This window comes from Geobacillus thermopakistaniensis (genome assembly GCF_000498995.1).
Lineage (GTDB): Bacteria > Bacillota > Bacilli > Bacillales > Anoxybacillaceae > Geobacillus > Geobacillus thermoleovorans.
The window spans coordinates 92260-117637 of record NZ_AYSF01000001.1 but is presented as its reverse complement, the minus strand read 5'-3'; the positions used below and the strand labels follow the sequence as shown (position 1 = coordinate 117637).

Sequence of the window (25378 nt, the reverse complement as noted above, 5' to 3'; positions counted from 1 at the left end):
TGGTGGGTGTGCGCATCGACGCCCGCGGACGCCAAGGGGGAAAGCCAGTGCGAGAGGCGGTGAATCAATCTTGCGTCCGTCCGTGTCTGTCGTTATTCCGACGTACAATCGCCCGTATCCGCTTGCCGAGCTGCTCGAGTCGTTAAGCCGGCAGACGTACAAGCCGTTTGAGGTCATCATTGTCAATGACGGCGGCGTTCCGGTTCATGATGTCGTCGTCTTGTACCCGGAGCTTGACATCCGTCTCATCGACCGCCGCGACAACGAAGGACATGTCGCGGCCCGCAACGCAGGCGTCCAAGCGGCGCGCGGCGAATTCATCATGCTTTGCGACGACGATGACTTAGTGTTGCCGTGCCATCTCGAGCGGATGGTCGCAGCGCTCGAGCATGCGGACTTCGCCTATGCCGATGCGGAAATTGTCCAGTATCGGGTGGAAAACGATCAGCGCGTCCCATCCGCCCGTTTTTTATTTGCCTATGAGTATGATTTGGAAGCGATGCGGACGTTTTCGACGTACGTCCCGTCTGGAAGCGTGTATCGAAAATCGCTCCATGACGAGATCGGCTGCTTTGACCCGTCTGTCCACCATTATTGGGATTGGGACTTCTTTTTGCGCGCGGCGGTCGTCTGTCGCGTCGCCCGTGTCGCGGCGGCGACGGTCTTGTATGCATTCAGCCCGGACGGCGACAACGTGTCGCGACAGGTAGGCGGCAAGCGGCGCCAATATTTGCGGCGGCTTTGCGAGAAGCATGGGCTCGGCGACTTGCCGGTGAAAAACTTTTGGCTCTTGCTTGACGAGCCGGAAGTCGCGAAGCGCCGGGCGGACACCGAAGTCATTTGGAACGGTCAGCCGATCGTGTCGCGGTTTTGGATGCAAAAAAAGGCAGGATGGCGTTGACAAAAGGTTTTGGGGTTTGTTATGATAGTGGACAAAATCATATATGGATCGCGATGACGGATCAATAGTAGTTAACCCTCTCTTCCCAAGCGAGCCGGGGACGGTGGAAGCCCGGCGAAGATGGTTAATGAAACGGCAGTCCGGAGCGGAAATGGCAAAAAGGGGATGCGTGATTTGCGCATCAACTAGGGTGGAACCGCGGGAGCTACGCTCTCGTCCCTAGGCGTCAGGCCTAGGGGCGAGGGCGTTTTTGATTGGTGGACATCACATTGAAGGAGGATGAACACGATGGCTGTCACAATGGAAGAAATCGTCGCACATGCCAAGCATCGCGGCTTCGTTTTTCCGGGGTCGGAAATTTACGGAGGGCTGGCGAACACATGGGATTACGGCCCGCTTGGCGTTGAGCTGAAAAACAACATTAAACGGGCGTGGTGGAAAAAATTCGTTCAAGAGTCGCCGTACAACGTCGGGCTCGACGCCGCCATTTTAATGAACCCGAGAACGTGGGAAGCGTCCGGCCACTTAGGCAACTTCAACGATCCGATGGTCGACTGCAAACAGTGCAAAGCGCGTCATCGCGCCGATAAGTTGATTGAGAAGGCGCTCGAGGAAAAAGGGATCGAGATGATCGTCGACGGTTTGCCGCTTACCAAGATGGATGAACTCATCAAGGAATACGACATCGCCTGTCCGGAATGCGGCAGCCGCGATTTCACGAACGTTCGCCAGTTCAACTTAATGTTCAAAACGTACCAAGGCGTCACCGAGTCGAGCGCCAACGAAATTTATTTGCGCCCAGAGACAGCGCAAGGCATTTTCGTCAACTTCAAAAACGTCCAGCGCACGATGCGCAAAAAATTGCCGTTTGGCATCGCGCAAATCGGCAAAAGTTTTCGCAATGAAATTACGCCGGGCAACTTTACGTTCCGCACGCGCGAATTTGAACAGATGGAGCTCGAGTTTTTCTGCAAACCGGGCGAAGAGCTGCAATGGCTTGAGTATTGGAAGCAGTTTTGCAAGGAGTGGCTGCTGTCGCTTGGCATGAAGGAGGACAACATCCGCCTGCGCGACCATGCGAAGGAAGAATTGTCCCACTACAGCAACGCCACGACTGACATCGAGTACCATTTCCCGTTCGGCTGGGGCGAGCTGTGGGGCATCGCGTCGCGCACGGATTACGACTTAAAGCGGCATATGGAATACTCGGGCGAGGACTTCCATTATCTCGACCAAGAAACGAATGAACGCTACATCCCGTACTGCATTGAGCCGTCGCTTGGCGCTGACCGCGTCACGTTGGCGTTTATGATCGACGCCTATGACGAAGAAGAGCTGGAAGACGGCACGACCCGGACGGTGATGCATTTGCATCCGGCGCTTGCACCGTACAAAGCGGCTGTCTTGCCGTTGTCGAAAAAGCTCGCTGATGGGGCGCGCCGCATTTACGAAGAGCTGGCGAAACATTTCATGGTCGACTATGATGAAACCGGCTCGATCGGCAAGCGGTATCGCCGCCAAGATGAAATCGGCACGCCGTTTTGCATCACATACGATTTCGAGTCTGAACAAGACGGCCAAGTGACCGTGCGCGACCGCGACACGATGGAACAAGTGCGGTTGCCGATTGGGGAGCTCAAAGCCTTTTTGGATGAAAAAATCGCTTTTTGATGACGGGAACGCCGGGGCATTCGTGAGGCCCCGGTTTTTTATCGGCTTTTTTGCCAAACAAGGAAGCAGGCGATTGAAAAAAGTCTGGAAACGGAACCGCTTTTATAGTTAAAATTTCAAAAAACCATCGAATTTCCGCCGCATAAATGGTAAAATAGAAGCATAGACTAGTTCCTGCATCCTGCACGAATCAAGGGGGTTAGCCATCATGGAAGGAAAACCGATCTATTACGATGGCAGTGGCCATCAGCCTAGTGACGCCGGCGAAAACGCCGCGAAAAACGAACCGTTTACGTTGACGGATGAAATAAGAAAACAAATTAGCGGCAATCCGTTTGCTGTTGAACAAAGCGAATAACCGATCCGCACGCCAATTGCCTCAAGGGCAATTTTCACCGTCTCCGCCGGCGCGGCCGGCCTCATGATGTCGATTTCAAAATTGCATGGGAAATGACCGCGGTTGAGGACGCTCTCTGTTTAGAGAGCGTTCTTTTTGTTGTTCCGGCGGCGGAAGCGAAAATGAGGAGGCGGCGACGTTCGTATGCGATTGATGTCCAACGTATGGTATAATAAGCCATATAGCCGTGAGGAGTGGAGGTTCACCATTTGTGAACAAGGATCAACGATATCAGCCAGCGCGTTGGCACGGCATGGCGGCAACGCTGGCGGCCGGGCTGTTTGGCGTGCTTCTGTTCGCTGGCGGTCAGCTGCTGCTTTTACCCGAATTCTATCATCCTATTCATCTTTCTTTAGGGTTTGCCGCTGTCGTCGTCTGTTGGCTTGTCGCCTTGCAAGGATGGGCTGTATTTCCGCATACGCTGTCAACCGAGCGGCTCATGATGGGGGCGTTGTTTTTTTCTGCGGGGGCGCTCTTTTCTGTTCATTTTGTCCTTTCCTTCACAGAGGATGACGTTTTGGCGGCGCTATTTTCGCTCGCTGCCCGCTTTACGCTTGCTTGGGGGCTGCTCTTTCTCTTTTTACGGCCCGATGAGGTGATGGAACGGCAAAGCGGGCAACGCTGGCAGGCGTTTTTGGCCGCGTTTTTGTATACGGCGGCTGTTAGTTTGTTCATCCATATCACGTCCCTGTTTTGGCCGGCGCATGGGACGAGCCGCTGGCCGTTTTGGTGGCGCGCAGGGGAAGGAGCGGTCGGTTTGCTTGATGCAGCGGCGGCCGTGTTCGCATGGCGGCGTTTTCGGCAAGGGAGGGCTCCCGCTTCCCTATACTGGTCTATGGCGCTTCTATTATTTGCCCTCGGTCAATGGTTGCTCATGCTTGGCAGCGGGTACGGGCTATGGGGGCAGCTTTATGAAATGGCTGGATTTTTGTATGTCGTGCGTGCCATGTATATGGAAACGGTGGAAAAGCCGTACGTGGAGCTGAAGCACCGTGAACAACAGCTCGAGATGATGGCGAATGCCCTTGGAGAAGGATTGCTGATGGTGAATCGCGACGGGCAAATCGTTTGGATGAATCCGGAGGCGAGCCGGTTGATCGGCGCCACTTTGGAAGAGGCGAAAGGCAAGCCACTGTTTTCGTTTGTCTCGCTCGCGGGGCCAGACGGCGACAAGTGGGATTGGAAGCAGCTGCGCCGCGTCGTCAAACGGCTGAAAAGCGGCGAGGTGATTCGCGTCGAGGAGGAGCCGTTTCGCCGCCGCGACGGCGTCTGCCTGCCAGTCGGTTATACGCTGGCGCCGGTGTTGGAAAACGGTGCGCTGGCGGGGCTTGTCGCCGTCTTGCGCGACATGACGGAGAAAAAAGAGAAAGAGCGGCTTGAGCGTGAACGCGAACAACTCGACTTTGAACTGTCGCTTGCCGCAAATATGCAGCGGTCGCTTTTGCAGACATCTTCGAAAGTGAACTTGCCTTCGTACATCGACATCGGTGTCCTCAGCGTCCCTGCCCGAGTGTTGAGCGGCGATTTTTATCACTTTGCTGTCCATCAAACATCGGTGTCCGTCGGCATTGCCGATGTATCGGGAAAAGGCATTCCAGCGGCGATGCTCATGACGCTGATGAAATTTATTCTGGACCGGACCGTCCATTACGGAACACAGCCGCACGTATATCTTGACCTGCTGAACCGATTCGCCTACGACTACACGGAGCCGTCGATGTTTGTCACGATGTTTGTCGGCAATTACAACGAAAAAACACATACGTTCTCGTACGCGTGCGCTGGACACGAACCGGCGCTTTGGTATCGGGCGAAAACGAAGCAATGCGTGCCGCTAGGCGCCAAAGGCTGCGCGCTCGGCTTGTTTCCGCAATTTTCATTTGAGACCAAATCGGTTGTGCTCGAACCAGGCGATTTTGTGCTGCTGTACACCGACGGGGTGACGGAAAAGCGTACCGAAGAGGCGGACGATGACTTTTCCGTTCTCGCCGCGATGGTCGCCCGCGTCAACCTTGATCAGCCGGCGCCGGAGATCGTGCGCGAGTTGTACGAGCATATTCAAGCGTATCATCAATACGAACAAAAAGATGACCAGACGTTGTTGCTGCTGCGCCGCCGCTAGCATGGGCAGTTCGACCGCTTGATGCGTAAGGCGGCGCGATGTTTGACCGTTATGGCGAATAGGCGGCGAGCTGCCGCTTCAATTTCGCGATGGCCCGCTTTTGAATGCGGCTGATTGTCATTTGCGAGACGCCGAGCCTCTCGGCTAACGAGCGCTGCGTTTCCCCGCGCCGGAAGATGGCGTCGATGACGATTTGTTCTTGCTCGCTCAGTTTGCCGATCGCCTGCTCTAAATCCATTCGCTCGATCAGTGACTCGATTTCGTTCGCTTCATCAGCGACGAATTCACCGATCGTCGTCGCATCCTTTTCCCCATCTTGCACCGGGGCATCGAGCGAAACGGCTTGGTAATGGTCCCGTCCGGCCAAAATTTCGATCGTTTCTTCGACCGATAAGCCTAAGTGGCCGGCGATCTCATCGAGCGTCGGCGAACGCTCGAGCTTGACGGTCAGCTCATCGATCGCCTGCTGCACTTTGCTTCCTTTTTCTTTCACCTTGCGCGGTACTTGGATGTACCATGCTTTGTCGCGCAAATAGTTTTTCATATAGCCGATCAAGCTTTTCATGGCGTATGACTCAAAGCTTGCACCTTGGCTCGGGTCATAATGATCGAGGAGGCGCAAAAACGACAGCCGTCCGATCTGAAACAAGTCTTCGTAAAAGTCAGGGCGGCTGCGCGCCATTTTTTTCGCTGCGGCCGCAATGAGCGGCTCGAAGCGCACGAGCAAGGCGGTCGCCGCTTCTTCCGTTTTTGTTTGTTGATAGGCGGAAATGAGGGCGTCAAGCTTGCTCTTGGACAGAGGAGGGGGATATACAGTCATGGGCATGCTCTCCTTCGCCGCGATGGCGGAATTTCGTCAGGCGGACTTCCGTTCCGCCCTTTGTGGTGACGGTGACATCGTCCATGAGCGCTTCCATCAAAAACAGGCCGAGGCCGCCAGCTTTGACGTCTTCAAGCGGCTTCGCGGACAGGGGCGCTGCTTGCTTGGCCACCCGTTTGTAATCAAACCCTTTGCCCTCGTCTTTAATGATGATTGAAAGTGCATCGGCGCGCATCTCAAAGCGAAGATGAATGACGCCGCCCCTTCCGTTGTACGCATGCAAAACAGCGTTGTTGCACGCTTCTGAGATGGCCACTTTCATATCTTCAATCTCTTCATAGGAAAATCCCATCTTGGCGGCCAGCCCGTATAGCGTCAAACGAGCGACATCGATAAACTGCGCATCAGCAGGAATCGACAGCTGTACGACGGTTTCATGCTCTTTCATGATTGCCCCTCGATCCTTTCTGTCGTGTCATTCATTGTCGAAAACAAGTAGGATACGCCGGTTAAATCAAACAAGCGTTGGACTTTCGGCGGCACGTTCTCAATCATAAACGGCGCTTCTTGTTTTTTGCGTGTTTTCAGCAGTGCGACAAACATCCCGATGCCGGTGCTGTCGATATACGACAACTCTTCAAGGCGGATGACGAGCGGCTTCGACGCATCGCCAGCGAGCGGCTCGACGGCGCGTTGAAACTGTTCGGCCGTCGCTAGATCAAGCTCCCCTTTTATGTATACAACATGCCGATCCGGCTGTTCATCATGCACGATATGAAATCGTTTCCTGTCCATAGCCGTTCACCTCACATAATCAATGAGTTAGCTGGATGATGGTGCGGGAAGGTTGTCCACCTTGCAATGTTTACACTCCTATACCCATATTTTATACTATATGAAACAGGAAAGGGCAGGGGAACGCGATGTTCACAAAGTGGAAAGAATGGGCAAGGGCGCTGAAACGGGAAATTTTTGTCTTGTATTCGGCCAGCCGCGATCGGCGCATCTCTGTCTGGCTGCGGCTCTTTATGCTTGGCGTTGCGGCGTATGCGTTCAGCCCGATCGATTTGATTCCCGATTTCGTTCCGGTTCTTGGGTATATCGATGATTTGTTGCTTGTGCCGCTAGGCATTTACTTGGCGCTGAAATGGCTGCCGAAAGACATCGTCGCCGAACACCGGGCGCGGGCGGAAGAGCTCGCCAAGCAAGGCAAACCGACGAATTGGGCCGCTGGGGCGCTGATCATTTTTTTATACGTGTTGCTTGGCGTCTGGCTGCTCCGCTGGTTGATTTCGTGGATATTTTGATCTTTCCCTCAATTTTTGATGGCTGAGGCAGGGGATTGGCGCATTTCCTGTTGGGGAAACAGGTTTCGCTGTGGTTGCCTCAATCTGAACATTCACTTCGCTTTGACGCTGGGGTCTTTTTGGTTACAATGATAAAAGGAAAAAGCCGATGGCAAAGGAGTTGCTCGCAATGCCGATTCTCAAAAACGACTGGGCTCCGCTGCTTGAAGAGGAGTTTCAAAAACCATACTACTTGAAGCTGCGCGAATTTTTAAAAGTGGAGTACCGAACGCGGACGATTTATCCGGATATGCACGATATTTTCAACGCCCTTCATTATACACCGTATGCAAACGTCAAAGTCGTGCTGCTCGGGCAAGATCCGTACCACGGCCCGGGGCAGGCGCACGGGTTGAGTTTTTCCGTCAAGCCCGGCGTACCGGTGCCGCCGTCATTAGTCAACATCTTCAAAGAGCTGCATGATGACCTTGGCTGCTACATACCAGATAACGGCTATCTCGTGAAATGGGCCGAGCAAGGGGTGTTATTGTTAAACACGGTGCTGACCGTCCGCCGCGGCCAGGCGAACTCCCACCGCGGCAAAGGGTGGGAACAATTCACCGACCGCGTCATTGAACTCGTCAATGAAAAAGACGATCCGGTCGTCTTTTTGCTTTGGGGCCGGAACGCTCAGGAGAAAAAAGAACGGATTACGAATCCGCGCCATCTGATTATTGAAGCGCCGCACCCGAGCCCGTTTTCCGCCGCGCGCGGCTTTTTCGGCCATCGCCCGTTTTCGCGGACGAACGCGTTTTTGATGAAATGCGGACGCGAACCGATCGACTGGCAAATCGAAAACATCGGCGTCCGTGCTGAATAAGGAGGAGAGAATGATGTCCATCTCGTTTGCGGCCGTTATCGCCAAGATGGAAGATGAGCTGCGGAAAGCGAGGTCCACGAACGACCTGCAGCGGGTGCGTGAACACGTCGCCGCCATTCGCGTTTTATGCGATTTGATGTTGGAGGCAACAAGCCATCCGCAGCCGTCCGCTTCGTCTGCCGCAGCCGGGCCGCTTGTCGTCGGCGGGCCGATTTCGGTTGCTGGCGGGCTTTCGCTTGGAGCCGTTTCTGTCGGGGGACGCTCCCCTGACATTGACGATGAGGCGAACGGAGAGTCGTTGCTGGATTTCTGAGAGTGGGACAGCGAATCCCCGTGGAACGGCCTTCTCCACAGGGATTCTTGATCAACAGAACTCCTTTAAACCGCTTGTCCTTGTTTGCGCCAAAGAACAAGAAGCGGTTCTCCGGCTTGGATGCGGGTCTTGTCGGTAGCGCTCCCCATTGACCGGTTCTGTCGAGTGAAGTGGCTGACATACATTAGTAATTTGTTGTCGGGGAACATTCCCATTATTATTAATGAATGAGGGAAAACAATCTTTCATTAGAAAGGCGGAACAGCTATGAAAACATTCATCCTTCTCGGCGCGCTCAATGCGTTTTTAGCCGTCGCATTGGGAGCGTTTGGCGCGCACGGGCTGGAAGGGAAGATTCCGGATCGTTATTTGGAGATTTGGAAAACGGCGGTCCAATACCAGATGTTCCACGCATTAGGGCTGCTTGTTGTCGGATTGCTCGCTGGCAAGGCGCCGAATGTCGGGCTGATCGGTGCGGCGGGCTGGGTGATGCTGGCGGGGATTGTGCTGTTTTCCGGCAGTTTGTACGTATTAAGTGTTACGCAAATCAAGCCGCTTGGCGCCATCACCCCGTTTGGCGGCGTCGCCTTTTTAATCGCTTGGGTGATGATCGGATATGCGGCATTAAAATGGTTGTAAACGGAGCGCAGGAGCGGAGCGCTCCGTTTTTTTGCCGCCGTCCCTCTCCGCTCTATAGCGAAAGCCATAGACTCAACGTCAACAACAGTCCAACGGCCCAATGATGGCGGGCGGCCCATTTCATGCCGCTTCTTTCCTCGGTTCGACTAGCGCCGGGGCGGAAACAGAGACGAAGCCGGATGGCAAGCGGCATCGCGAGCCCTGTGACCGCGGCAAGCAAAGGAACGATATGCCAAACGATCAAAGCAGCAATGGACAAGTAGGCGGAGACGAGAAGAAGCCCGAGAAGGCGCACGGCGTTGTTCCGTCCGAGCCGGATGGCTAATGTGCGGCGAAACGGCCGGTCTTTTTCGATGTCGCGGATGTTGTTTGTCAAAATCATCGAGGCGATCAGCAAGGCGAACGGGATGGACAAGGCAAACAGAGCGGTGTCTGGAACATGCCCTTGTACGGCATAAGCGAGTGCGGTCACGACCGGCCCCATGCAAACGGCGGCGGTCAACTCACCTAAACCGAGCGAGGCGAGCGGACGCGGCCCGGCTGAGTAGGCGATCCCGCAGATGATCGCTGCGGCGCCGATCCACGCGATGGCTGGATCGCTTTGCCACGCCAAGTACGCGCCTAACGCAACCGCGACGGCCAGCATGGCGCCAGCAACGGCAGGGATCGAGCGATGGGCAGGTCCATGGCCATGCCCGTTCGTCCATTTGTCATCGTCTTGGCCGCGCAACCGATCAAAATAGTCATTCAGCATGTTGACGGCTGACTGAATCAGCACAGAGGCGGCTAACATCGCCAGCAGCACCTCGATCCGAACGGCGCCCTTTTTCGCCGCCAGCGCGGTGGCGGCCAGCACAGGGCTGATCGTTCCGCTCCATGTCGGCGGGCGCATTAAGTGAAGCCATGAAAAACGGTAAACCCAATGCCGATCTTCTTCACGATGTTCATATCGCAATGCGAACCCCTCGTTTCCGTTAGGAGAGTAAAAGCATGCATACGATGAGCACGACAAATCCGGCCGCTTCGACCGACTGAACGGCAATGATCGAGGTCATCGCTTTTTTTAACGGCGCATCGTCACCGCCATTGGCTTGGCGCCAAAGGTCTTCATTGGAAAACACCGTCATCGCCTTGCGGTAGCCGACGAACATCCCCCAAGCGAGCGTTGCGATGCCTGTGAGAAGGGCGGTCAGCCATACACGGCCATAGGCGGTCTGCCATACATCTGCCCAACGGTTGATCGGTCCGGCGGCTGTGCCAAGCCATATGCCAGTGGCGATGACGACGGCACTTGCCGCGGCGAGCGGCCGATGCGACCACTGCATGAGCGAGCGGAAAAATTGCCGGCGCTCAAGAGGCGGCATGAATTGGGAGGCTGGATACACTGCCCAGCCGATGAATGCCACGCCCCCCACCCACATGATCGCCGCGATAAGATGTACCCCCAGCAGGAAATCACGCGACGTCCAAACCATCAGTAGACACCTCTTTTGTGTCATTTACCACCATTATATAAGGCCGTGTAGTAGCAGCTTGTGATGGCCATCACGTCAACCAAAAAAAGAAGGTTGCCATCGGCAACCTTCTTGTCAAAAGACAGTTTTTCCGTTTAGCGTGGAGAATACGTAGCAAGCGGTGTTGCGGCTGTAGCGCCGGCAAACGGATATTCGTAGGCGATTTCTCCTTCAAACGTGACATAATCGAGGTAAATCATCGGGATCAAATAGCGTGTGCCTGTTTGTGGGTCGCTTAAAATGACATGGTCACGTCCAGCCGCTTCAATGACGCCGCGAAACACCTTGGCATTCCACTCACGGTTGTTTTCAAACGTCGCATAGATGGTAGCGACTTTCCCTTTGTTTAACCGCAAAATGTTTTCAATGTACGACTCTTCGAGCGGCAGCATCCCCGGGATCGCCGCTCCTGCCGCCGCAGGCGCAGCGGCGGTGGTCGGCGTCGGTGTCGGGGCCGTGAACGTCGGCGCCTGCAAACCGAACGTCGGAGCGGCGGCTGTCGCCGGCGTCACGGTTGGAGCGGCAGCCGCTTGCGGATAGTAATAATACGGGTACGCCGCCGGATAGTACGGCTGCGGATACGGATAGCCGTATGGATAGGATGCATACGGTTGTTGCCGTTCTTGACCGAACGGCGAATAATAAAATGATTGTTGCTCCTCATCAGGTGGATAAAATTGATTTTCTGGATTGTTCGGCATAAAGAACCCTCCTCAATATTAAGAATAGACGCGTGGGCAGTCGGATGGAGTCGGTGCAAAAAAGCAATGCGATTTGTAGCGGCCGACGTTCCACTGGCCAAACCATTGCGGTGGGCACGGTTGGCCTTCAGGTGGTTTAAAAAACCAAAGGGCGTTTGTCGCTGGGTGGTAGCGCCAACCGCGGAGCACTTGGCGGGCTAGGCCGATGTCCACTTCGCGCGCCCGTTGGTAAAAGTACCCTTTTTGCACCGCCTCAAAACCGCCCGGGCTTTGAAACACCATTTGCCGGATAGAGCGGATGCCGCGGAAGTCAAGGCAGTCGGCGATGACGCGGTTGACGCCGACGTTGCCGACCATGAGCATCCCAAGCCGCCCGTCTCCTTCCGCTTCAGCTCGCATGAGCCGAGCCAACAACTTTACTTCCTCTTCTGTGTGGGCTACAATGGAGGGAGCGATCTGACCCATATCGTCACCTCAGTCGTTGTGAATTTCGACAGTAATAGGCTATTGGTGGAACAAGAAAATGGTGACACACGAATAGAATGTTTCTGAAGAGATTTTCTGTTTTTATGTGTATGGAGCGGTCAGGCCGCATATGACAGAAAAGCGGGATGATTGTCCAAAAAGCAGCGAAAACGAAGCAAAGCCCCGTATCGTTCGGGGCTTTGCTTCATACATGGAGGAAAGAAGGCACCTTTTCCACCGGCAGCCGGGTGCCGACGAAAAATGAGCCAAATTCGCCAAAGCGGGCGCTCACTTCGTCAAAGCGCATTTCATATACGAGCTTTTTGAACTGGAGTGCATCATCCGAAAACAAGGTGACGCCCCATTCAAAATCATCCAAGCCGACGGAGCCGGTGATGATTTGCGTCACTTTGCCGGCGTACTTTCGGCCGGTCATGCCGTGGGCGCGCATGAGTTCGCGTCGCTGTTCCATCGATAACATGTACCAGTTGTCGTTGCCTTGGCGCCGCTTGTCCATCGGGTAGAAGCAAATGTAGTTCGTTTTCGGCAAAATCGGATACAAACGGCGGCGCACCTCTGGAATTTGGTACGGATCTTCGCTGCCGGACGCCAAGTAGTTGCTCAACTCCACGACCGAAACGTACGAATACGCAGGTAATAAATAGTCGGCGAGTTTCGTTTTGTTAAGCGCTGTTTCGATTTCATGCAGCTCATCCAGCGTCGGCCGCAAAATCATGAACAAAATATCGGCTTTTTGCCCGACGATCGTGTAGACGGCATGGCTTCCTTGCTTCTCGCTTTCAGTCGTCTCCCATTGGTCGACAAGCGCTAAAAACTCACTGATCGCTGCCTCGCGCTCTTCGTTCGGCAGTGTTTTCCACGCGCTCCAGTCGATCGTGCGGAAATCGTGCAAACAATACCAACCGTCCAACGTTTGGGCCGCTTCGCTCATCATCGTCACTCCTTATCAACAAATTGTACAGTATCACTATATCACAGTTTGCCCAAAAAAGCGGCTATCAGCGTATCAAAGTGGAAGTAGACTGAATTGTGGCAAAAGGTGAATTATTTGTTGTAAAGGCTTACCTGCGTTGCGTTTCTGGCGAGAAGCGGTATGCTTAATAGTGGAAATGGCTTGTGGATGCCGAAATGAGCCGGGTGCGCTTTAACCGGGGCAGGCTGGCCTAGCATAAGGAGGATTGGATCGTGACAACCGATTTATTTACGGCATTAAAAGCGAAAGTAACCGGTACGGGTCGAAAAATCGTGTTTCCCGAGGGAACCGATGACCGCATCTTAACGGCGGCGAGCCGTTTGGCGACGGAGCAAGTGCTGCAGCCGATCGTCCTTGGCGATGAGCAAGCTGTGCGGGTGAAAGCCGCGGCGCTTGGCTTGCCGCTTGAAGGGGTGGAGATTGTCACCCCGCGCCGCTATGGCGGGTTTGATGAGCTGGTTTCGGCGTTTGTGGAGCGGCGCAAAGGGAAAGTGACAGAAGAAACGGCGCGCGAGTTGCTTTTCGATGAAAACTATTTCGGTACGATGCTCGTTTATACGGGAGCGGCCGACGGCCTCGTCAGCGGGGCGGCACATTCGACGGCGGATACGGTCCGACCAGCCTTGCAAATCATTAAAACGAAGCCAGGCGTTCGCAAAACGTCCGGCGTGTTCATCATGGTGCGCGGCGACGAAAAATATGTGTTTGCCGATTGCGCCATCAACATTGCTCCTAACAGCCAAGATTTGGCTGAAATTGCGGTCGAGAGCGCGCAGACGGCGAAAATGTTCGGCCTTAAGCCGCGCGTGGCGCTGTTAAGCTTTTCCACGAAAGGGTCGGCCTCGTCGCCGGAGACGGAAAAAGTCGTTGAGGCGGTGCGGTTGGCGAAGGAAATGGCGCCGGATCTGATCCTAGACGGTGAGTTTCAATTTGACGCCGCGTTTGTGCCAGAGGTGGCGAAAAAGAAAGCGCCGGACTCGGTCATTCAAGGGGACGCAAATGTCTTTATTTTCCCGAGCCTTGAGGCAGGCAACATCGGCTACAAAATCGCCCAGCGCCTCGGCGGTTTTGAAGCGGTCGGCCCGATTTTGCAAGGGCTGAACAAACCGGTGAACGACCTATCGCGCGGCTGCAGCGCCGAAGACGCCTACAAGCTCGCGCTCATCACCGCTGCCCAGTCGCTTGGGGAGTGACGGGGCTGCCGCTCGATAAAAACGAGGGAGGCATGCGCCCCTTGTCCTTTTTGCGCCATTTGCTAATGGCGATTATGTTATAATGAATAGAGTTGGAATGATCTATGCAAGGGGTTGCTCGCGATGGGCCATGAATTGCTGCGGCAGCCGAAATGGCGGGTCATCGACCAGTCGCATTTCGGTCCGCTGTTTGATGCGAAACAATCGTTTGCCATCGATGATGCATTATGCACCGCGGTTGGTGCGGGACAGTCGGATGCGGTCGTCCGCACGTGGGTGCATGAGAATACCGTCGTCTTAGGCGCCGCTGATACGAAGCTTCCGTACATCGATGAGGCCATTTCGTTTTTGCGCCAGGAAGGGTATCGCGTCGTCGTCCGCAATTCCGGCGGGTTGGCCGTTGTCCTTGACAGCGGGGTGTTGAATATTTCGCTCATTTTTCCGGAAACGAAAAACACGATTGCCATCGAGCAAGGGTATGAGGCGATGTACGCGCTCATGGCCGCCATGCTTGCCTCATACGGCGCCCGCGTTGAGGCGGGGGAAATCGTCGGTTCGTATTGCCCGGGGAGCTATGACTTGAGCATTGGCGGCAAAAAATTTGCCGGCATTTCGCAACGTCGGGTGCGCGGCGGCGTTGCCGTGCAAATCTACCTTTGCGTCAACGGGAGCGGAGCCGCGCGGGCTGAGCTGATTCGCCGCTTTTATGAGCTCGGCCGCCAAGGAGAGAAAACGAAATTCGCCTACCCCGATGTTGTCCCAGCTGTCATGGCGTCGCTGTCTGAGCTTCTCGGCTGCGAGTTGTCGATCGATGAGCTGCTTGTCGCCCTTTGGCGCACGCTGCAGTCGTTTGGCGGCGAGCTATATTCGTCTGCCCTCGAGAACGGCGAATGGAATTGGTATGAGCAGTATTGGGCGCGCATCGTCGAACGAAATGCCAACGTATCTTCAGGAGAGCCGATGAGAGAAGTCGAGCCGTAAAGCCCTTTTCGCTTCGATAAGGCGCTTCGTCGCTGCTGACCGCGACCCATGCCCTGCCCAACCTTGGCGCGAATGATGGACGTTCGCCAACAAAAAAGGGGCTGATCCCAAAACGCGAGTGCGTTTTGGGATCAGCCCGGCTTTTCACCCGGCATCCTTTTTCGTTACTCGGCGATTTTCTCTAAGTTTCCGTTCGGGTCCATACGGAAGGTCAGCCCCCGCTCTTCTTCCTCTTTTAACACCATTTTGCGCGCTCGGTTGATGATTTTCACGAGCGTCTCAAAATCTTCTTGGACGGTCGACGAATTTTCTTCTAATTTAGCAACCTTTTCTTCAAGTTCTTTATTTTTTTGCTTTAGTTCGTCAATTTCGCGGCGCAGCCGCTCGTTTTCTTTGATCAGCGCCTCCCGTTTCCGCTCATGGGATTGGAACGTTTTTAAAAAAGCGATCACTTGATCAAGCGTCACTTGTTGCGGCGGAGAGGATGGGACGACAGCTGGCAGCTGCATCACATCGCCCAACTCCTCCAATGACGGCATCGGTGGTTCATACAGGCGCCGCTTTTTCGCGCCGCCTTGTTTGGCCAGCAGCCGCAGCCGCTCTTTTCGCTGCTTTTTCGCCAGCTGCAGCGCTTCTTCGTACTGATGGCGGACGACGGCATTCCAGCGAAAGCCACAGGCGGCCGATGTCCGATTTAGCTTGTCGCCGACTTCTTCAAACGCGTTCAGCTGGGTGCTCCCTTCACGCACATGGCGCAATACGGTCTCTGCCAACAATAAATCGTCTTCTTCCGTCCAAGCGTCTTGCCGTTGTTTCATTGTTCTCCACTCCTTTTTCCCATGCTAGTAAAAGGGTGGACCAAAAGGAAAAAAATTATACGTTGCAAGTTTATGGGATTGGCAAATTACAAGGGTGAAAGCATGCCAACTTGCAATTTTCTCACGAAAGCGGTAGAATACACAAAGCAAACGCTGCGGAAAGGGATGACGAGTGATGGCGAATGAGTTTCGCGTTTGCGACGACTGCAAGGCGCCGAATTTAAAAACATTGATTCCGCGCCTCAAAAAGCTGGATCCGGATGCGGTCATCAAAATCGGCTGCCAGTCGTATTGCGGCCCAGGGCGGAAAAAGACGTTTGCTTTCGTCAACAACCGTCCGGTGGCGGCGCTGACGGAAGACGAACTGATTGATAAAATTGCTGAAAGGTTGAAAAAGCGATAACCGATCACCTTCTTTGCCGAAAGAAGGTGATTTTTTGTTTTTTCCGTCAATAATGGAGAAAGACGGAGAAAAAAGTCAACTATTTCTTTGCCAAAAGAAACGGCGTATAATAGATGTATGTTGGAGACGGAAGAGGAGGATGCGATGTATTCCGGCGGGCAGCTTGACGAAGAAAAAGTGTTTAAAGATCCGGTGCACCGATACATACATGTTCGCGACAAAGTGATTTGGGATTTGATCGGCACAAAAGAATTTCAGCGCCTGCGCCGCATCAAGCAGCTCGGCACGACATATTTGACGTTTCACGGCGCCGAGCACAGCCGGTTTAACCATTCGCTCGGCGTTTACGAAATCATCCGCCGCATCATTGACGACGTGTTTGTCGGCCGCGATCATTGGGATCATAGCGAGCGCCTTCTTTGCCTATGCGCGGCGCTCTTGCACGATTTAGGGCACGGCCCGTTTTCCCATTCATTTGAAAAAGTGTTTCGCCTTGACCACGAAGATTTTACACAGGCCATCATTTTAGGCGATACAGAAGTGAACGCCGCACTTCGCCAAGTGGATGACGATTTTCCGCGAAGGGTCGCTGAAGTGATCGCCAAAACGTACCCGAACAAGCTTGTTGTGAGCCTCATTTCGAGCCAAATTGACGCCGACCGGATGGATTATTTGTTGCGCGATGCCTACTACACCGGCGTCAGCTACGGCTATTTTGACATGGAGCGCATTTTGCGCGTCATGCGCCCGCGCGAAGACCAAGTCGTCATCAAACGAAGCGGCATGCATGCGGTCGAGGATTACATCATGAGCCGCTACCAAATGTATTGGCAAGTGTACTTTCATCCCGTGACGCGCAGTGCGGAAGTCATTTTGACGAAAATTTTGCATCGGGCGAAAAAGCTGTATGAAGAGGGGTATCGTTTTCAGACGAAGCCGGTTCACTTTTTGTCGTTTTTTGCGGGAAACGCGCCGCTTGGCGATTACTTGGCGCTGGATGAGGCAGTCATCTTGTTTTACTTCCAGCAATGGCAATACGAACGGGATCCGATTTTAAGCGATCTGTGCCAGCGGTTTGTCCGCCGCCGCCTGTTCAAATATACGGAGTTCCATCCGACGAACGAGCAAATGGCGAAGCTCATTGAGCTGACCGGTTTGTTTCAAAAAGCAGGGATTGACCCGGACTACTACTTGGTCGTCGATTCGTCGTCCGATTTGCCGTATGACTTCTATCGGCCGGGAGAAGAAGGCGAACGCCTGCCGATTTATTTGTTGATGCCAAACGGGGAGCTTCGCGAGCTGTCGCGCGAATCGGTGCTCGTTGACGCCATTTCCGGGAAACGGCGCACCGACCATAAGCTGTATTTCCCAGCTGATTTCCTGGAAGACTTGTCGACGAAGCGGACAGTGAAGAAAAAGATTATGGAAATTTTAAAGGGTTAGGAGATGACGGAGAGTGCTCACAGAGCATGCGAAAGTAATGAAGGCGTTGGCGGCCGCCGGGGAAATTGCCGGCCGCAAAAAGCTGCAAAAAATGATCTACATCGCGAAAAAGCTCGACTTTCCGTTTTACGAGAAATTCGATTTCCACTTTTACGGCCCGTATTCGGAAGAGCTGACATGCCGCATCGAAGAGCTGTGCGCGCTCGGCTTTTTGCATGAAGTGAAAGAGAAAAAGAGCGGTTATATGCAATATCGCTATACATTGACCGAAGCGGGCGAACAGTTTTTGCGCCATTATGACTGGGACATGCCGGGTCTTGCCGAATGCATGCAAGCGATGAACGAACAAAATGCCCGTTTTTTGGAACTTGTGTCCACCGTACTTTATTTTGAACATTTGCCGAAAGACGAAGTGAAAGAGAAAATTGCGGTGTTAAAAAGCAAGCAGCGCTATACGGAAGAAGAAATCGAGGAGGCGTACGCGTACATTGAGGCGCTGCGCAGCCGATGCCACAACAAAACTCGCGTGTAGGCGGGCGGAAAAAGCTGCTTCAACGTATCATCAGTTGGCCATAGACGAAAAGGGGCTGACCCAAAAAGCCGTCTGTCTTCAGGATAGACACAAAATATAGTGCGAAAGAAGCGGTTAGTGCGTATATATAGAGACGAAAGAGGGTGTCCCGATCCTTTTGGGACACCTCCTTCTTCTTTTTGGTTAATGCGGCAAAAACGCCAGCTGCAAAAAGAACAGCACCGCCAGCACGTACAGCAGCAACGGCACATCGCGCCAGCGGCCGCGGGCGATTTTTAAGAGCGGGTACGAGATGAAGCCGAGCGCGATGCCGGTCGCGATGCTGGAGGTGAGCGGCATGCTTAAGATGATGAGAAAGGCCGGGAACGCCTCGTCGAGCTGATGCCACGAAATATGGGCGATATTGCTGATCATCAAGCTCCCGACGATGATGAGCGCCGGGGCGGTGATGGCCGATAACCCGGCGACCGCGCCGACCAGCGGGCTGAAAAAGGCCGCGATGACAAACAGGACAGCGACGGCGAGCGCCGTCCAGCCGGTGCGTCCGCCAGCGGCGACGCCGGTTGATGACTCGATGTACGCTGATGTCGGGCTTGTGCCAAACATGGCGCCGATGGTCGTCGCGACCGAGTCTGCCAACAGCGCCTCGCGGGCGCGCGGCAGCGTGTTCCCTTTCATCAGTCCGGCTTGCTGGGCGACGCCGATCATTGTGCCGGTCGTATCAAAGAGTGTGACGAGCAAAAAGGAGAAGACGACCGCGTACAAACTATGGCCGATGACGTCCCCGATGGCCGCGAATGGATTGGTAATGATCAGCCCTTCTGGCAGCGACGGCAGCGAGACGATGCCTTTGTCAAAGTGAAGTTGCCCGGTCGCATAGGCGATGATGCCGGTGACGACCATGCCGTAAAACAGGGCGCCGTTGACGCCGCGCATCATCAGAATGAGCGTCACCGCCAGGCCGATGAGCGTCAACACGGCCGACGGGGCATGCAAGTCGCCAAGCGCGACCAAATTTTGCGGATGGGCTTGGATGATTCCGGTCAGCCGCAGGCCGATAAAGGCGATAAACAGCCCGATGCCGGCGGTGATGCCGTGTTTTAAGCTGTCGGGGATCACTTCGATCAGCTTGCTGCGGAGCGGGGTGAGCGACAGCAGCAAAAACAACATTCCTGCCACAAACACGGCGGAAAACGCGGTTTCGTACGAAATGCCGCCGTGCGAGCCGACGACGGAATAGGCGAAATAGGCGTTCAGCCCCATGCCGGGCGCGATGGCGATCGGATAGTTGGCAAAGATGGCCATCCATAGCGTGCCGACGACGGTCGCGATGACGGTGGCGGTGAACGCCTGTTCAAACGGGACGCCGGCATCTGATAAGATGACCGGATTGACGACGATGATGTACACCATGGTGAAAAAAGTCGTCAGGCCAGCGAGAAATTCCGTTTTGCGGTCAGTCTGTTTCTCTGCGAAACGAATCATGGGCCACCTCCTAAAAAACGAACAATGTCAGAAACCATTATAAATAATATTCGTTTTTCCCTAAAAATGCAACGGGAGCGCTTCATGCGCCCCCGCTCTTGTGTCACTCTGTGTCGCTCAGCCGTTTTCCGGCGATCGCATAATGGTCTTTCGTCATTTCTTCAATGAATACGACAACGCTCTCCCGTTTCGCCCCTGTCGTCTCGACGACGGCGTCCGTCACTTTTTCAACAAGCGCTTTCTTCTGTTCATCCGTGCGGCCGGCGAGCATTTTGATCGTTACGTACGGCACGGTTGTCCCCCCATTTCATTGTCGAGTGCTGTCGCGCTTATTATACCACGGGATGAGGAAGTTCAGTCCACTTTTTTCTGCTAATCATGTATACTAAAGATAGTGAATATAGGGAAAAGGAGTTTATGAAGTGGATCGAATTTTGCCGTATTCGTTAAGTGAAATTCCGTACGTGCTCTTGACGCTGGCGTTAGCATTTTCCGTGCATGAGTTCGCCCATGCCTACGTTGCTTACAAGTTCGGCGATCCGACGGCGAAAAATCAAGGGCGGCTGACGTTATCACCGTTTGCCCATTTGGATTTGCTTGGCACCCTGCTTATCTTTCTCGCAGGGTTTGGCTGGGCGCGGCCGGTGCCAGTCAATCGCTTTTATTTCAAAAATCCGCGCCTTGCCGGCATTCTCGTGTCGGTTGCCGGACCGCTGAGCAACCTCGTGCTTGCCGCGCTTGGATTTGTCATTTGGTACGCGATGATCGATTTCGGCCTCATGCGGGCGCTGCCGGATTGGTTTGCGGCCGGGTTTGATCTGTTTTTCCAAATTTTTATCAGCTTGAACGCTGTCTTGTTTTTGTTTAATTTATTGCCGTTTCCGCCGCTTGATGGGTATCGTATTATTGAAGACTTGGCCCCGGATGGGCTGCGGGCGAAAATGACGCAATGGGAAAGCTACGGGGCGCTCATTTTTCTCATCCTTGTGCTCACGCCGCTTGACCGCTATACGATTGAGCCGGTGTTTCAAGTGGCGCTGCCGTTTGTATTGGAAAACTTGCAGTCGTTGGTCGCCAATTTGTTTATGTAAGGAAGGAGGAACAAGCGGAATGGAGCAAAAAAAGAAAAAAAACATCGGCTTTAATATCATCAAAGACGATCCGACCGACGGGCACCGCGGCTTTGGCGCCGGGGCGTTGAGCTTAGAAAACGTTTCGCCGGTCATCATTGACGTCGAAGCGGGCGAAGCGTTCGTCGATATGGGGGCGATGCATGCGCGCAGCGCCGTCGAGCGCGGCATCAAGTTTTTGCCCGACCGTTCCGCCGTGCCAAACGGCAAGCCGTATTGGATCGTCTGGGTGACGATTGAACGACGCGAGGACGGCCCGTATTACGCCGGGGTGACGGCGTGCGAAATGACGATCGACCGTGAGGCGCGCCGCGGCTATAAGTTATTGCCGGAACATGTGAACCGGCTCGATAAATCGCTAAAGCGGCACATTATTGTCGATCATATGGACGCGAAATCAAAACGGGTGCTCGCCGACTTTTTGAAAGGGCACGACATTGGGATGTGGAACCGTTCGAGCGACAAGCTGAAACAAGATTTGGAAGTGGAAATGTGACGGTTTTGTGAAAAGATATGGGCAAGGGCTTGTTCTTGTGTGAAAAAAAGGATAAACTAAATCTACATGTATAACACAGGAAAACTAGGACAAGAAAATCCCCTGCGTGCATACGCAGGGGATTTTCTTGTTTAAAACCATGGGAACCATTTCTCGAACCAGCTTTGATTGTCTTCTTTTTTCTTCTTTTTCTTTTCCAAATGGTCGGTGCAATAGTCGGTCGGTTCTGTACCGATGAGATAGTACGTTTTTCGTTTCACCGGACAGGAGTCGGTGGCCAGCTTGCCGTTTTGCGGGTCGATGTAGACGCCGATGACGCCTTTGGTCGGTTTGAACGATTTTTTCGGTTCGCCAGCGAGGCTTTGTTCCATAAAGTGAACCCATATTTGTTTGGCATATTGCCTTTCCGCAGGACGATCCATCGTTTCTCCGCGATCGTAGCCGGTCCAGACGCCGGCGACTAGTTGCGGGGCGAACCCGATCATCCAACTGTCCGTTTTCGTCGTTCCCGACTTGCCGGCGTACGGACGCGTGATGTCATCGATGATTGACTGCCCGGTGACGGTTGTATAGCCGTTTAACTTCGGGTCGAACATCCCGGTCATTAAATGGGTCGTCACAAACGCCGCGTCGCGGTCGAGCACTTGCCGGCTCTCCGGCTTATGTTCATATAGCACGTTTCCGTTTGCATCCACGACTTTTTGAATAAACACCGGTTCGGTTTGTTTGCCGTAGTTGGCCAGCGTGCTGTACGCGGCCACCATGTCGATCACTTTCACGGGCGAGGTGCCGAGCGCCAACGACGGCACTGCTTTCAATCTGCTTGTGATGCCGAGCGCTTTCGCTGTGTCGACGAGTTTGTCGGCGCCGATGAACTGGAGCGTTTTCACCGCAAAGACGTTGTCGGATACGGCGAGCGCCTCGGCGAGCGTGATCGGGCCGTTGGCATAGTAGTCATTGTAATTATGGGGGGTGTACGACGATCGGCCGCCGTTAAACGTAAATGTCGTCAGCTCGCTGCGCAGTTGGGTCGATGGGGTGAATCCTTGCTCGATCGCCGCGTAATACAAAAACGGCTTAAATGTCGACCCTGGCTGGCGTTCCGCCTGCACGGCCCGGTTGAATGGGCTCTCTTCGTAGTTGCGTCCGCCGACGAGCGCCTTTACTTCCCCGGTGCGTGGATCCATCGACACAAGCGCCGCTTGAATGGCGGAGTGCGGGTCGATGATGCGACGGATTTGCTCTTCGGCAATCCGTTGCAGACGCGGATCCAGCGTCGTATAGACGCGCAGCCCCCCAAGCTCGATCGTCCGCTCATCCAGGCCGAGTTTCGTGCGCAACTGCTGTTTGACGACATCTTGAAAATACGGAGCGATCGGCTGCTCTTGTTTGTGGTGCCGGGCGTAGACGAGTTTGTCGCGGTACGCCTGCTCCGCTTCTTGGCGGCTGATGTAGCCGGCTTCCACCATGGAGGTGAGCACGATTTTTTGCCGCGCTTTCGCACGCTGTTCATTGACAAACGGCGAGTAGTAATACGGCCCTTTCGGAATGCCGGCGAGCATGGCTGCCTCGCTGAGCGTCAGCTCGCTCGCGTGCTTGCCGAAATAGTAGCGGGCTGCCGCCTCAATCCCGTAGGCGCCATGGCCGTAGTAAATCGTATTCAAATAGCCTTCCAAAATTTGATCTTTGCTGTAGTTGGCTTCAAGCCGGATGGTGTACAACGCTTCCTGGATTTTTCGCGACCACGTTTTTTCATGCGTCAAAAACAAGTTGCGCGCATACTGCTGGGTGATCGTGCTCGCCCCTTCGACTTTTGCCATCGCCTCGACATTCGCAATGATGGCGGCGGCGATTCGCTTCAAATCAAACCCGTGATGTTCGTAAAACTTCCGGTCTTCAACGGCGATCGTCGCTTCGATGATGTGCGGGGACATGTCTTTGAGCCGAACCCAATAGCGTTTTTGACCATGGTCGCTTTCCCCGATTTTGCTGCCGTCAGCGGCATAAAAAATCGTCGTCTGCGGCACGGCGACCGGCGGGGCGCCTTCGATTTTCGCGAACAACACAAAGCTCCCGAGAGCGGCGAAGGCAAAGATGACGAGAAAAAAGCCGATAAAGACGGCGGCGCGCACATATTTCCACGTGCCGCGAAAACGGCTGCCCGGGATCGGTTCCATTGCGCATCACCTCAACGGTTTTGGCGTTGTTTTAGACATGCGGGCGGACGCCCGGCTGAATGCGCCGCCTTGCTTTTGTCAAGGCTTCGCCAGCGAGGTTTTCCGCTTTTTCTTACCAGTATGAAAAAAAATTTTTTATTTTAAACTTGTTCCTCTTGCATTTTTGCTAGATTGCTCTATACTTTTTCATGTTTAGTTTTTCGTTGGCTAAGGAAAACTTGTATAGTAAGCAACGCTCGGAGAAAGGATGTTACCGATGGAACTTTGGTTTACCGAAAAGCAAACGGAGCATTTTGGCATCACCGCACGCATCATCCGCACTTTACATACAGAACAGACGCCGTTCCAAAAGCTCGATATGGTCGAAACGGCGGAGTTTGGCAACATGCTCATTCTAGACGGCATGGTCATGACAACACAAAAAGACGAGTTCGTCTATCATGAAATGGTCGCCCATGTGCCGCTGTTCACCCACCCCAATCCGGAAAACGTGCTTGTCGTCGGCGGCGGCGACGGCGGCGTCATTCGTGAAGTGCTGAAGCACCCAAGCGTCAAAAAAGCGACGCTTGTCGAAATTGACGGCAAAGTGATCGAGTGCTCGAAAACCTACTTGCCGGAGATTGCCGGCAAACTCGATGATCCGCGCGTCGAAGTGAAAGTCGATGACGGGTTTATGCATATCGCCAAAAGCGAAAACGAGTATGACGTCATTATGGTTGACTCAACCGAACCGGTCGGCCCAGCGGTCAACTTGTTCACAAAAGGGTTTTACGCCGGCATCGCCAACGCGTTGAAGGAAGACGGCATTTTCGTCGCCCAAACGGACAATCCGTGGTTTAAGGCCGATTTGATTCGCAACGTATACCGCGATGTGAAAGAAATTTTCCCGATCACCCGTTTGTATACGGCGAACATTCCGACGTATCCGAGCGGGCTCTGGACGTTTACGCTCGGCTCGAAAAAATACGACCCGCTCGCTGTGAGCGACGACCGGTTCCATGACATTGAGACGAAATATTACACGAAAGAATTGCACAAAGCGTGTTTCGTCTTGCCGAAATTTGTCGCGGATTTAACGAAGTAAGGGGGCGCAGGCAATGCGATTTGATGAAGCCTATTCGGGCAACGTGTTTATCGGCAGCCATCCGAATTTTGAAGAAAGCGAAGCCGTCATTTACGGGATGCCGATGGACTGGACGGTCAGCTACCGGCCTGGCTCACGGTTTGGCCCGGCCCGCATCCGCGAAGTGTCGATCGGGCTTGAGGAGTACAGCCCATATTTGGACCGCGAACTCAAAGACATCCGCTACTTTGACGCTGGGGACATTCCGCTGCCATTTGGCAATGCGGCCCGCAGTTTGGAGCTGATTGAACAGTTCGTGAAAAAGGTGCTTGACGCCGGCAAATTTCCGCTCGGCCTTGGCGGCGAGCATCTTGTCTCCTGGCCGGTCATGAAAGCGGTGTATGAATACTACCCGGATTTGGCCGTCATTCATATGGATGCGCACACGGACTTGCGCGAACATTACGAAGGCGAGCCGCTGTCGCATGCGACGCCAATCCGCAAGGTCGCTGACCTGATCGGCCCGACGAATGTCTTTTCGTTCGGCATCCGCTCCGGCATGAAGGAAGAGTTCGAATGGGCGAAAGAAAACGGCATGTACATCGCCAAGTTTGAGGTGCTTGAACCGCTCCGCTCCGTGTTGCCGAAGCTCGCTGGCCGTCCGGTGTATGTGACGATTGACATCGATGTGCTTGATCCCGCTCATGCCCCAGGCACTGGGACGGTCGATGCCGGCGGCATTACGTCAAAAGAGCTGCTTTCGGCCATTCACGAGATCGCCCGCTCCGACGTGCGAGTCGTTGGCGCCGATTTGGTGGAAGTCGCACCGATTTACGACCATTCCGAACAAACGGCCAATACGGCGAGCAAGCTTGTGAGAGAAATGCTGCTTGGCTGGGTGGCGAAGTGAAAAATGAGAAAAAGCGCCTAAATCGCAAGTTTGCGAGGGCGCTT

29 protein-coding genes are annotated in these 25378 nt (G+C 54.1%); 17 read left to right on the top strand and 12 right to left on the bottom strand.

Going from position 1 to position 25378, the window contains the following annotated elements; genetic code table 11:
- Nucleotides 1–70: 70 nt before the first annotated feature.
- From T260_RS137190 to T260_RS137200, 4 genes are all read left to right on the top strand, one after another.
- Nucleotides 71–901 (top strand): glycosyltransferase family 2 protein, encoded by an 831-nt coding sequence (locus tag T260_RS137190; RefSeq protein ID WP_014197004.1) that lies wholly within the window; start codon nucleotides 71–73, stop codon nucleotides 899–901.
- Between the two features lie 288 nt (nucleotides 902–1189).
- Nucleotides 1190–2572, top strand: a complete 1383-nt coding sequence (locus T260_RS137195) for a glycine--tRNA ligase (protein ID WP_023633296.1) — start codon at nucleotides 1190–1192, stop codon at nucleotides 2570–2572.
- A 208-nt stretch (nucleotides 2573–2780) separates the two neighbouring features.
- A complete protein-coding gene (locus T260_RS1000000139880; RefSeq protein ID WP_014197001.1) occupies nucleotides 2781–2930 on the top strand; it encodes a hypothetical protein in 150 nt (49 codons plus the stop codon).
- Between the two features lie 292 nt (nucleotides 2931–3222).
- Entirely contained in the window at nucleotides 3223–5091 is a 1869-nt protein-coding gene (locus T260_RS137200; RefSeq protein WP_128738851.1) for a SpoIIE family protein phosphatase, read from the top strand.
- A gap of 49 nt (nucleotides 5092–5140) precedes the next feature.
- Here the strand turns inward: T260_RS137200 and T260_RS137205 are convergent, their stop codons facing one another.
- The 3 genes from T260_RS137205 to T260_RS137215 are packed head-to-tail and all read right to left on the bottom strand — an operon-like array spanning nucleotide 5141 to nucleotide 6706.
- Nucleotides 5141–5911 (bottom strand): sigma-70 family RNA polymerase sigma factor, encoded by a 771-nt coding sequence (locus tag T260_RS137205; protein ID WP_014196998.1) that lies wholly within the window; start codon nucleotides 5909–5911, stop codon nucleotides 5141–5143.
- A complete protein-coding gene (rsbW, locus tag T260_RS137210) occupies nucleotides 5871–6359 on the bottom strand; it encodes an anti-sigma B factor RsbW (RefSeq protein ID WP_014196997.1) in 489 nt (162 codons plus the stop codon). The genes T260_RS137205 and rsbW overlap by 41 nt, the downstream gene beginning before the upstream one ends.
- The gene (locus T260_RS137215; RefSeq protein WP_014196996.1) at nucleotides 6356–6706 is read right to left on the bottom strand and encodes an STAS domain-containing protein; all 351 of its coding nucleotides are present in this window, start codon (nucleotides 6704–6706) and stop codon (nucleotides 6356–6358) included. Before T260_RS137215 ends, rsbW begins: the two co-directional genes overlap by 4 nt.
- A gap of 128 nt (nucleotides 6707–6834) precedes the next feature.
- Here T260_RS137215 and T260_RS137220 point away from each other — a divergent pair, with 128 nt between their 5' ends.
- The 4 genes from T260_RS137220 (at nucleotide 6835) to T260_RS137235 (ending at nucleotide 9029) form a co-directional block, all read left to right on the top strand.
- On the top strand, nucleotides 6835–7218 hold the full coding sequence (locus T260_RS137220; protein WP_014196995.1) for a YkvA family protein: 384 nt from the start codon (nucleotides 6835–6837) through the stop codon (nucleotides 7216–7218).
- A gap of 169 nt (nucleotides 7219–7387) precedes the next feature.
- Nucleotides 7388–8077 carry a uracil-DNA glycosylase gene (locus tag T260_RS137225; RefSeq protein WP_013524842.1) on the top strand — a complete coding sequence of 230 codons (690 nt, stop codon included), beginning with the start codon at nucleotides 7388–7390 and terminating at the stop codon, nucleotides 8075–8077.
- A gap of 13 nt (nucleotides 8078–8090) precedes the next feature.
- Nucleotides 8091–8390: a YwdI family protein gene (locus T260_RS137230; RefSeq protein ID WP_025039370.1), complete on the top strand. Its 300-nt coding sequence runs from the start codon at nucleotides 8091–8093 to the stop codon at nucleotides 8388–8390.
- A gap of 267 nt (nucleotides 8391–8657) precedes the next feature.
- A complete protein-coding gene (locus tag T260_RS137235) occupies nucleotides 8658–9029 on the top strand; it encodes a DUF423 domain-containing protein (RefSeq protein ID WP_014196993.1) in 372 nt (123 codons plus the stop codon).
- A 52-nt stretch (nucleotides 9030–9081) separates the two neighbouring features.
- Here T260_RS137235 and T260_RS137240 read toward each other — a convergent pair whose 3' ends face one another.
- The 5 genes from T260_RS137240 to hemQ all read right to left on the bottom strand — a co-directional run bounded on the left by T260_RS137240 (nucleotide 9082) and on the right by hemQ (nucleotide 12661).
- Entirely contained in the window at nucleotides 9082–9984 is a 903-nt protein-coding gene (locus T260_RS137240; protein WP_014196992.1) for a prenyltransferase, read from the bottom strand.
- Between the two features lie 19 nt (nucleotides 9985–10003).
- Nucleotides 10004–10504 (bottom strand): hypothetical protein, encoded by a 501-nt coding sequence (locus tag T260_RS0119355; protein ID WP_014196991.1) that lies wholly within the window; start codon nucleotides 10502–10504, stop codon nucleotides 10004–10006.
- Nucleotides 10505–10638: 134 nt separating this feature from the next.
- On the bottom strand, nucleotides 10639–11244 hold the full coding sequence (gene gerQ, locus T260_RS137245; protein WP_014196990.1) for a spore coat protein GerQ: 606 nt from the start codon (nucleotides 11242–11244) through the stop codon (nucleotides 10639–10641).
- A gap of 18 nt (nucleotides 11245–11262) precedes the next feature.
- Nucleotides 11263–11709, bottom strand: a complete 447-nt coding sequence (locus T260_RS137250; RefSeq protein WP_011232884.1) for a cell wall hydrolase — start codon at nucleotides 11707–11709, stop codon at nucleotides 11263–11265.
- Between the two features lie 205 nt (nucleotides 11710–11914).
- Nucleotides 11915–12661: a hydrogen peroxide-dependent heme synthase gene (gene hemQ, locus T260_RS137255; protein WP_021321327.1), complete on the bottom strand. Its 747-nt coding sequence runs from the start codon at nucleotides 12659–12661 to the stop codon at nucleotides 11915–11917.
- 254 nt (nucleotides 12662–12915) lie between these two features.
- Here hemQ and pta point away from each other — a divergent pair, with 254 nt between their 5' ends.
- Both pta and lipL read left to right on the top strand, forming a co-directional pair.
- On the top strand, nucleotides 12916–13896 hold the full coding sequence (gene pta / locus T260_RS137260) for a phosphate acetyltransferase (protein WP_021321328.1): 981 nt from the start codon (nucleotides 12916–12918) through the stop codon (nucleotides 13894–13896).
- A gap of 123 nt (nucleotides 13897–14019) precedes the next feature.
- The gene (gene lipL / locus T260_RS137265) at nucleotides 14020–14877 is read left to right on the top strand and encodes an octanoyl-[GcvH]:protein N-octanoyltransferase (RefSeq protein ID WP_021321329.1); all 858 of its coding nucleotides are present in this window, start codon (nucleotides 14020–14022) and stop codon (nucleotides 14875–14877) included.
- A gap of 164 nt (nucleotides 14878–15041) precedes the next feature.
- Here lipL and T260_RS137270 read toward each other — a convergent pair whose 3' ends face one another.
- Nucleotides 15042–15695 (bottom strand): RsfA family transcriptional regulator, encoded by a 654-nt coding sequence (locus tag T260_RS137270; protein WP_014196985.1) that lies wholly within the window; start codon nucleotides 15693–15695, stop codon nucleotides 15042–15044.
- Between the two features lie 175 nt (nucleotides 15696–15870).
- Between T260_RS137270 and T260_RS137275 the strand changes: the two genes are divergently transcribed.
- From T260_RS137275 to T260_RS137285, 3 genes are all read left to right on the top strand, one after another.
- A complete protein-coding gene (locus T260_RS137275) occupies nucleotides 15871–16098 on the top strand; it encodes a YuzB family protein (RefSeq protein ID WP_011232879.1) in 228 nt (75 codons plus the stop codon).
- A gap of 144 nt (nucleotides 16099–16242) precedes the next feature.
- Nucleotides 16243–17541 (top strand): HD domain-containing protein, encoded by a 1299-nt coding sequence (locus T260_RS137280; RefSeq protein WP_021321330.1) that lies wholly within the window; start codon nucleotides 16243–16245, stop codon nucleotides 17539–17541.
- A 13-nt stretch (nucleotides 17542–17554) separates the two neighbouring features.
- Nucleotides 17555–18073: a YwgA family protein gene (locus T260_RS137285; RefSeq protein ID WP_014196983.1), complete on the top strand. Its 519-nt coding sequence runs from the start codon at nucleotides 17555–17557 to the stop codon at nucleotides 18071–18073.
- 183 nt (nucleotides 18074–18256) lie between these two features.
- On the opposite strand, the gene T260_RS137290 is transcribed toward T260_RS137285, so the two are convergent.
- Nucleotides 18257–19558, bottom strand: a complete 1302-nt coding sequence (locus T260_RS137290) for an NCS2 family permease (protein WP_021321333.1) — start codon at nucleotides 19556–19558, stop codon at nucleotides 18257–18259.
- Nucleotides 19559–19661: 103 nt separating this feature from the next.
- The gene (gene thmT, locus T260_RS137295; protein WP_014196981.1) at nucleotides 19662–19850 is read right to left on the bottom strand and encodes a 2-hydroxymuconate tautomerase; all 189 of its coding nucleotides are present in this window, start codon (nucleotides 19848–19850) and stop codon (nucleotides 19662–19664) included.
- A gap of 130 nt (nucleotides 19851–19980) precedes the next feature.
- Here thmT and T260_RS137300 point away from each other — a divergent pair, with 130 nt between their 5' ends.
- Complete coding sequence (locus T260_RS137300; RefSeq protein ID WP_014196980.1) at nucleotides 19981–20649, top strand: site-2 protease family protein; 669 nt, start codon at nucleotides 19981–19983, stop codon at nucleotides 20647–20649.
- 19 nt (nucleotides 20650–20668) lie between these two features.
- On the top strand, nucleotides 20669–21184 hold the full coding sequence (locus T260_RS137305; RefSeq protein WP_014196979.1) for a YwhD family protein: 516 nt from the start codon (nucleotides 20669–20671) through the stop codon (nucleotides 21182–21184).
- Nucleotides 21185–21315: 131 nt separating this feature from the next.
- On the opposite strand, the gene T260_RS137310 is transcribed toward T260_RS137305, so the two are convergent.
- The gene (locus T260_RS137310; RefSeq protein ID WP_014196978.1) at nucleotides 21316–23361 is read right to left on the bottom strand and encodes a transglycosylase domain-containing protein; all 2046 of its coding nucleotides are present in this window, start codon (nucleotides 23359–23361) and stop codon (nucleotides 21316–21318) included.
- Between the two features lie 256 nt (nucleotides 23362–23617).
- Between T260_RS137310 and speE the strand changes: the two genes are divergently transcribed.
- Nucleotides 23618–24445, top strand: coding sequence for a polyamine aminopropyltransferase (speE, locus tag T260_RS137315; RefSeq protein WP_014196977.1), 828 nt, complete (start codon nucleotides 23618–23620; stop codon nucleotides 24443–24445).
- Nucleotides 24446–24458: 13 nt separating this feature from the next.
- Nucleotides 24459–25334: an agmatinase gene (gene speB, locus T260_RS137320; RefSeq protein ID WP_014196976.1), complete on the top strand. Its 876-nt coding sequence runs from the start codon at nucleotides 24459–24461 to the stop codon at nucleotides 25332–25334.
- Nucleotides 25335–25378: the final 44 nt, after the last annotated feature.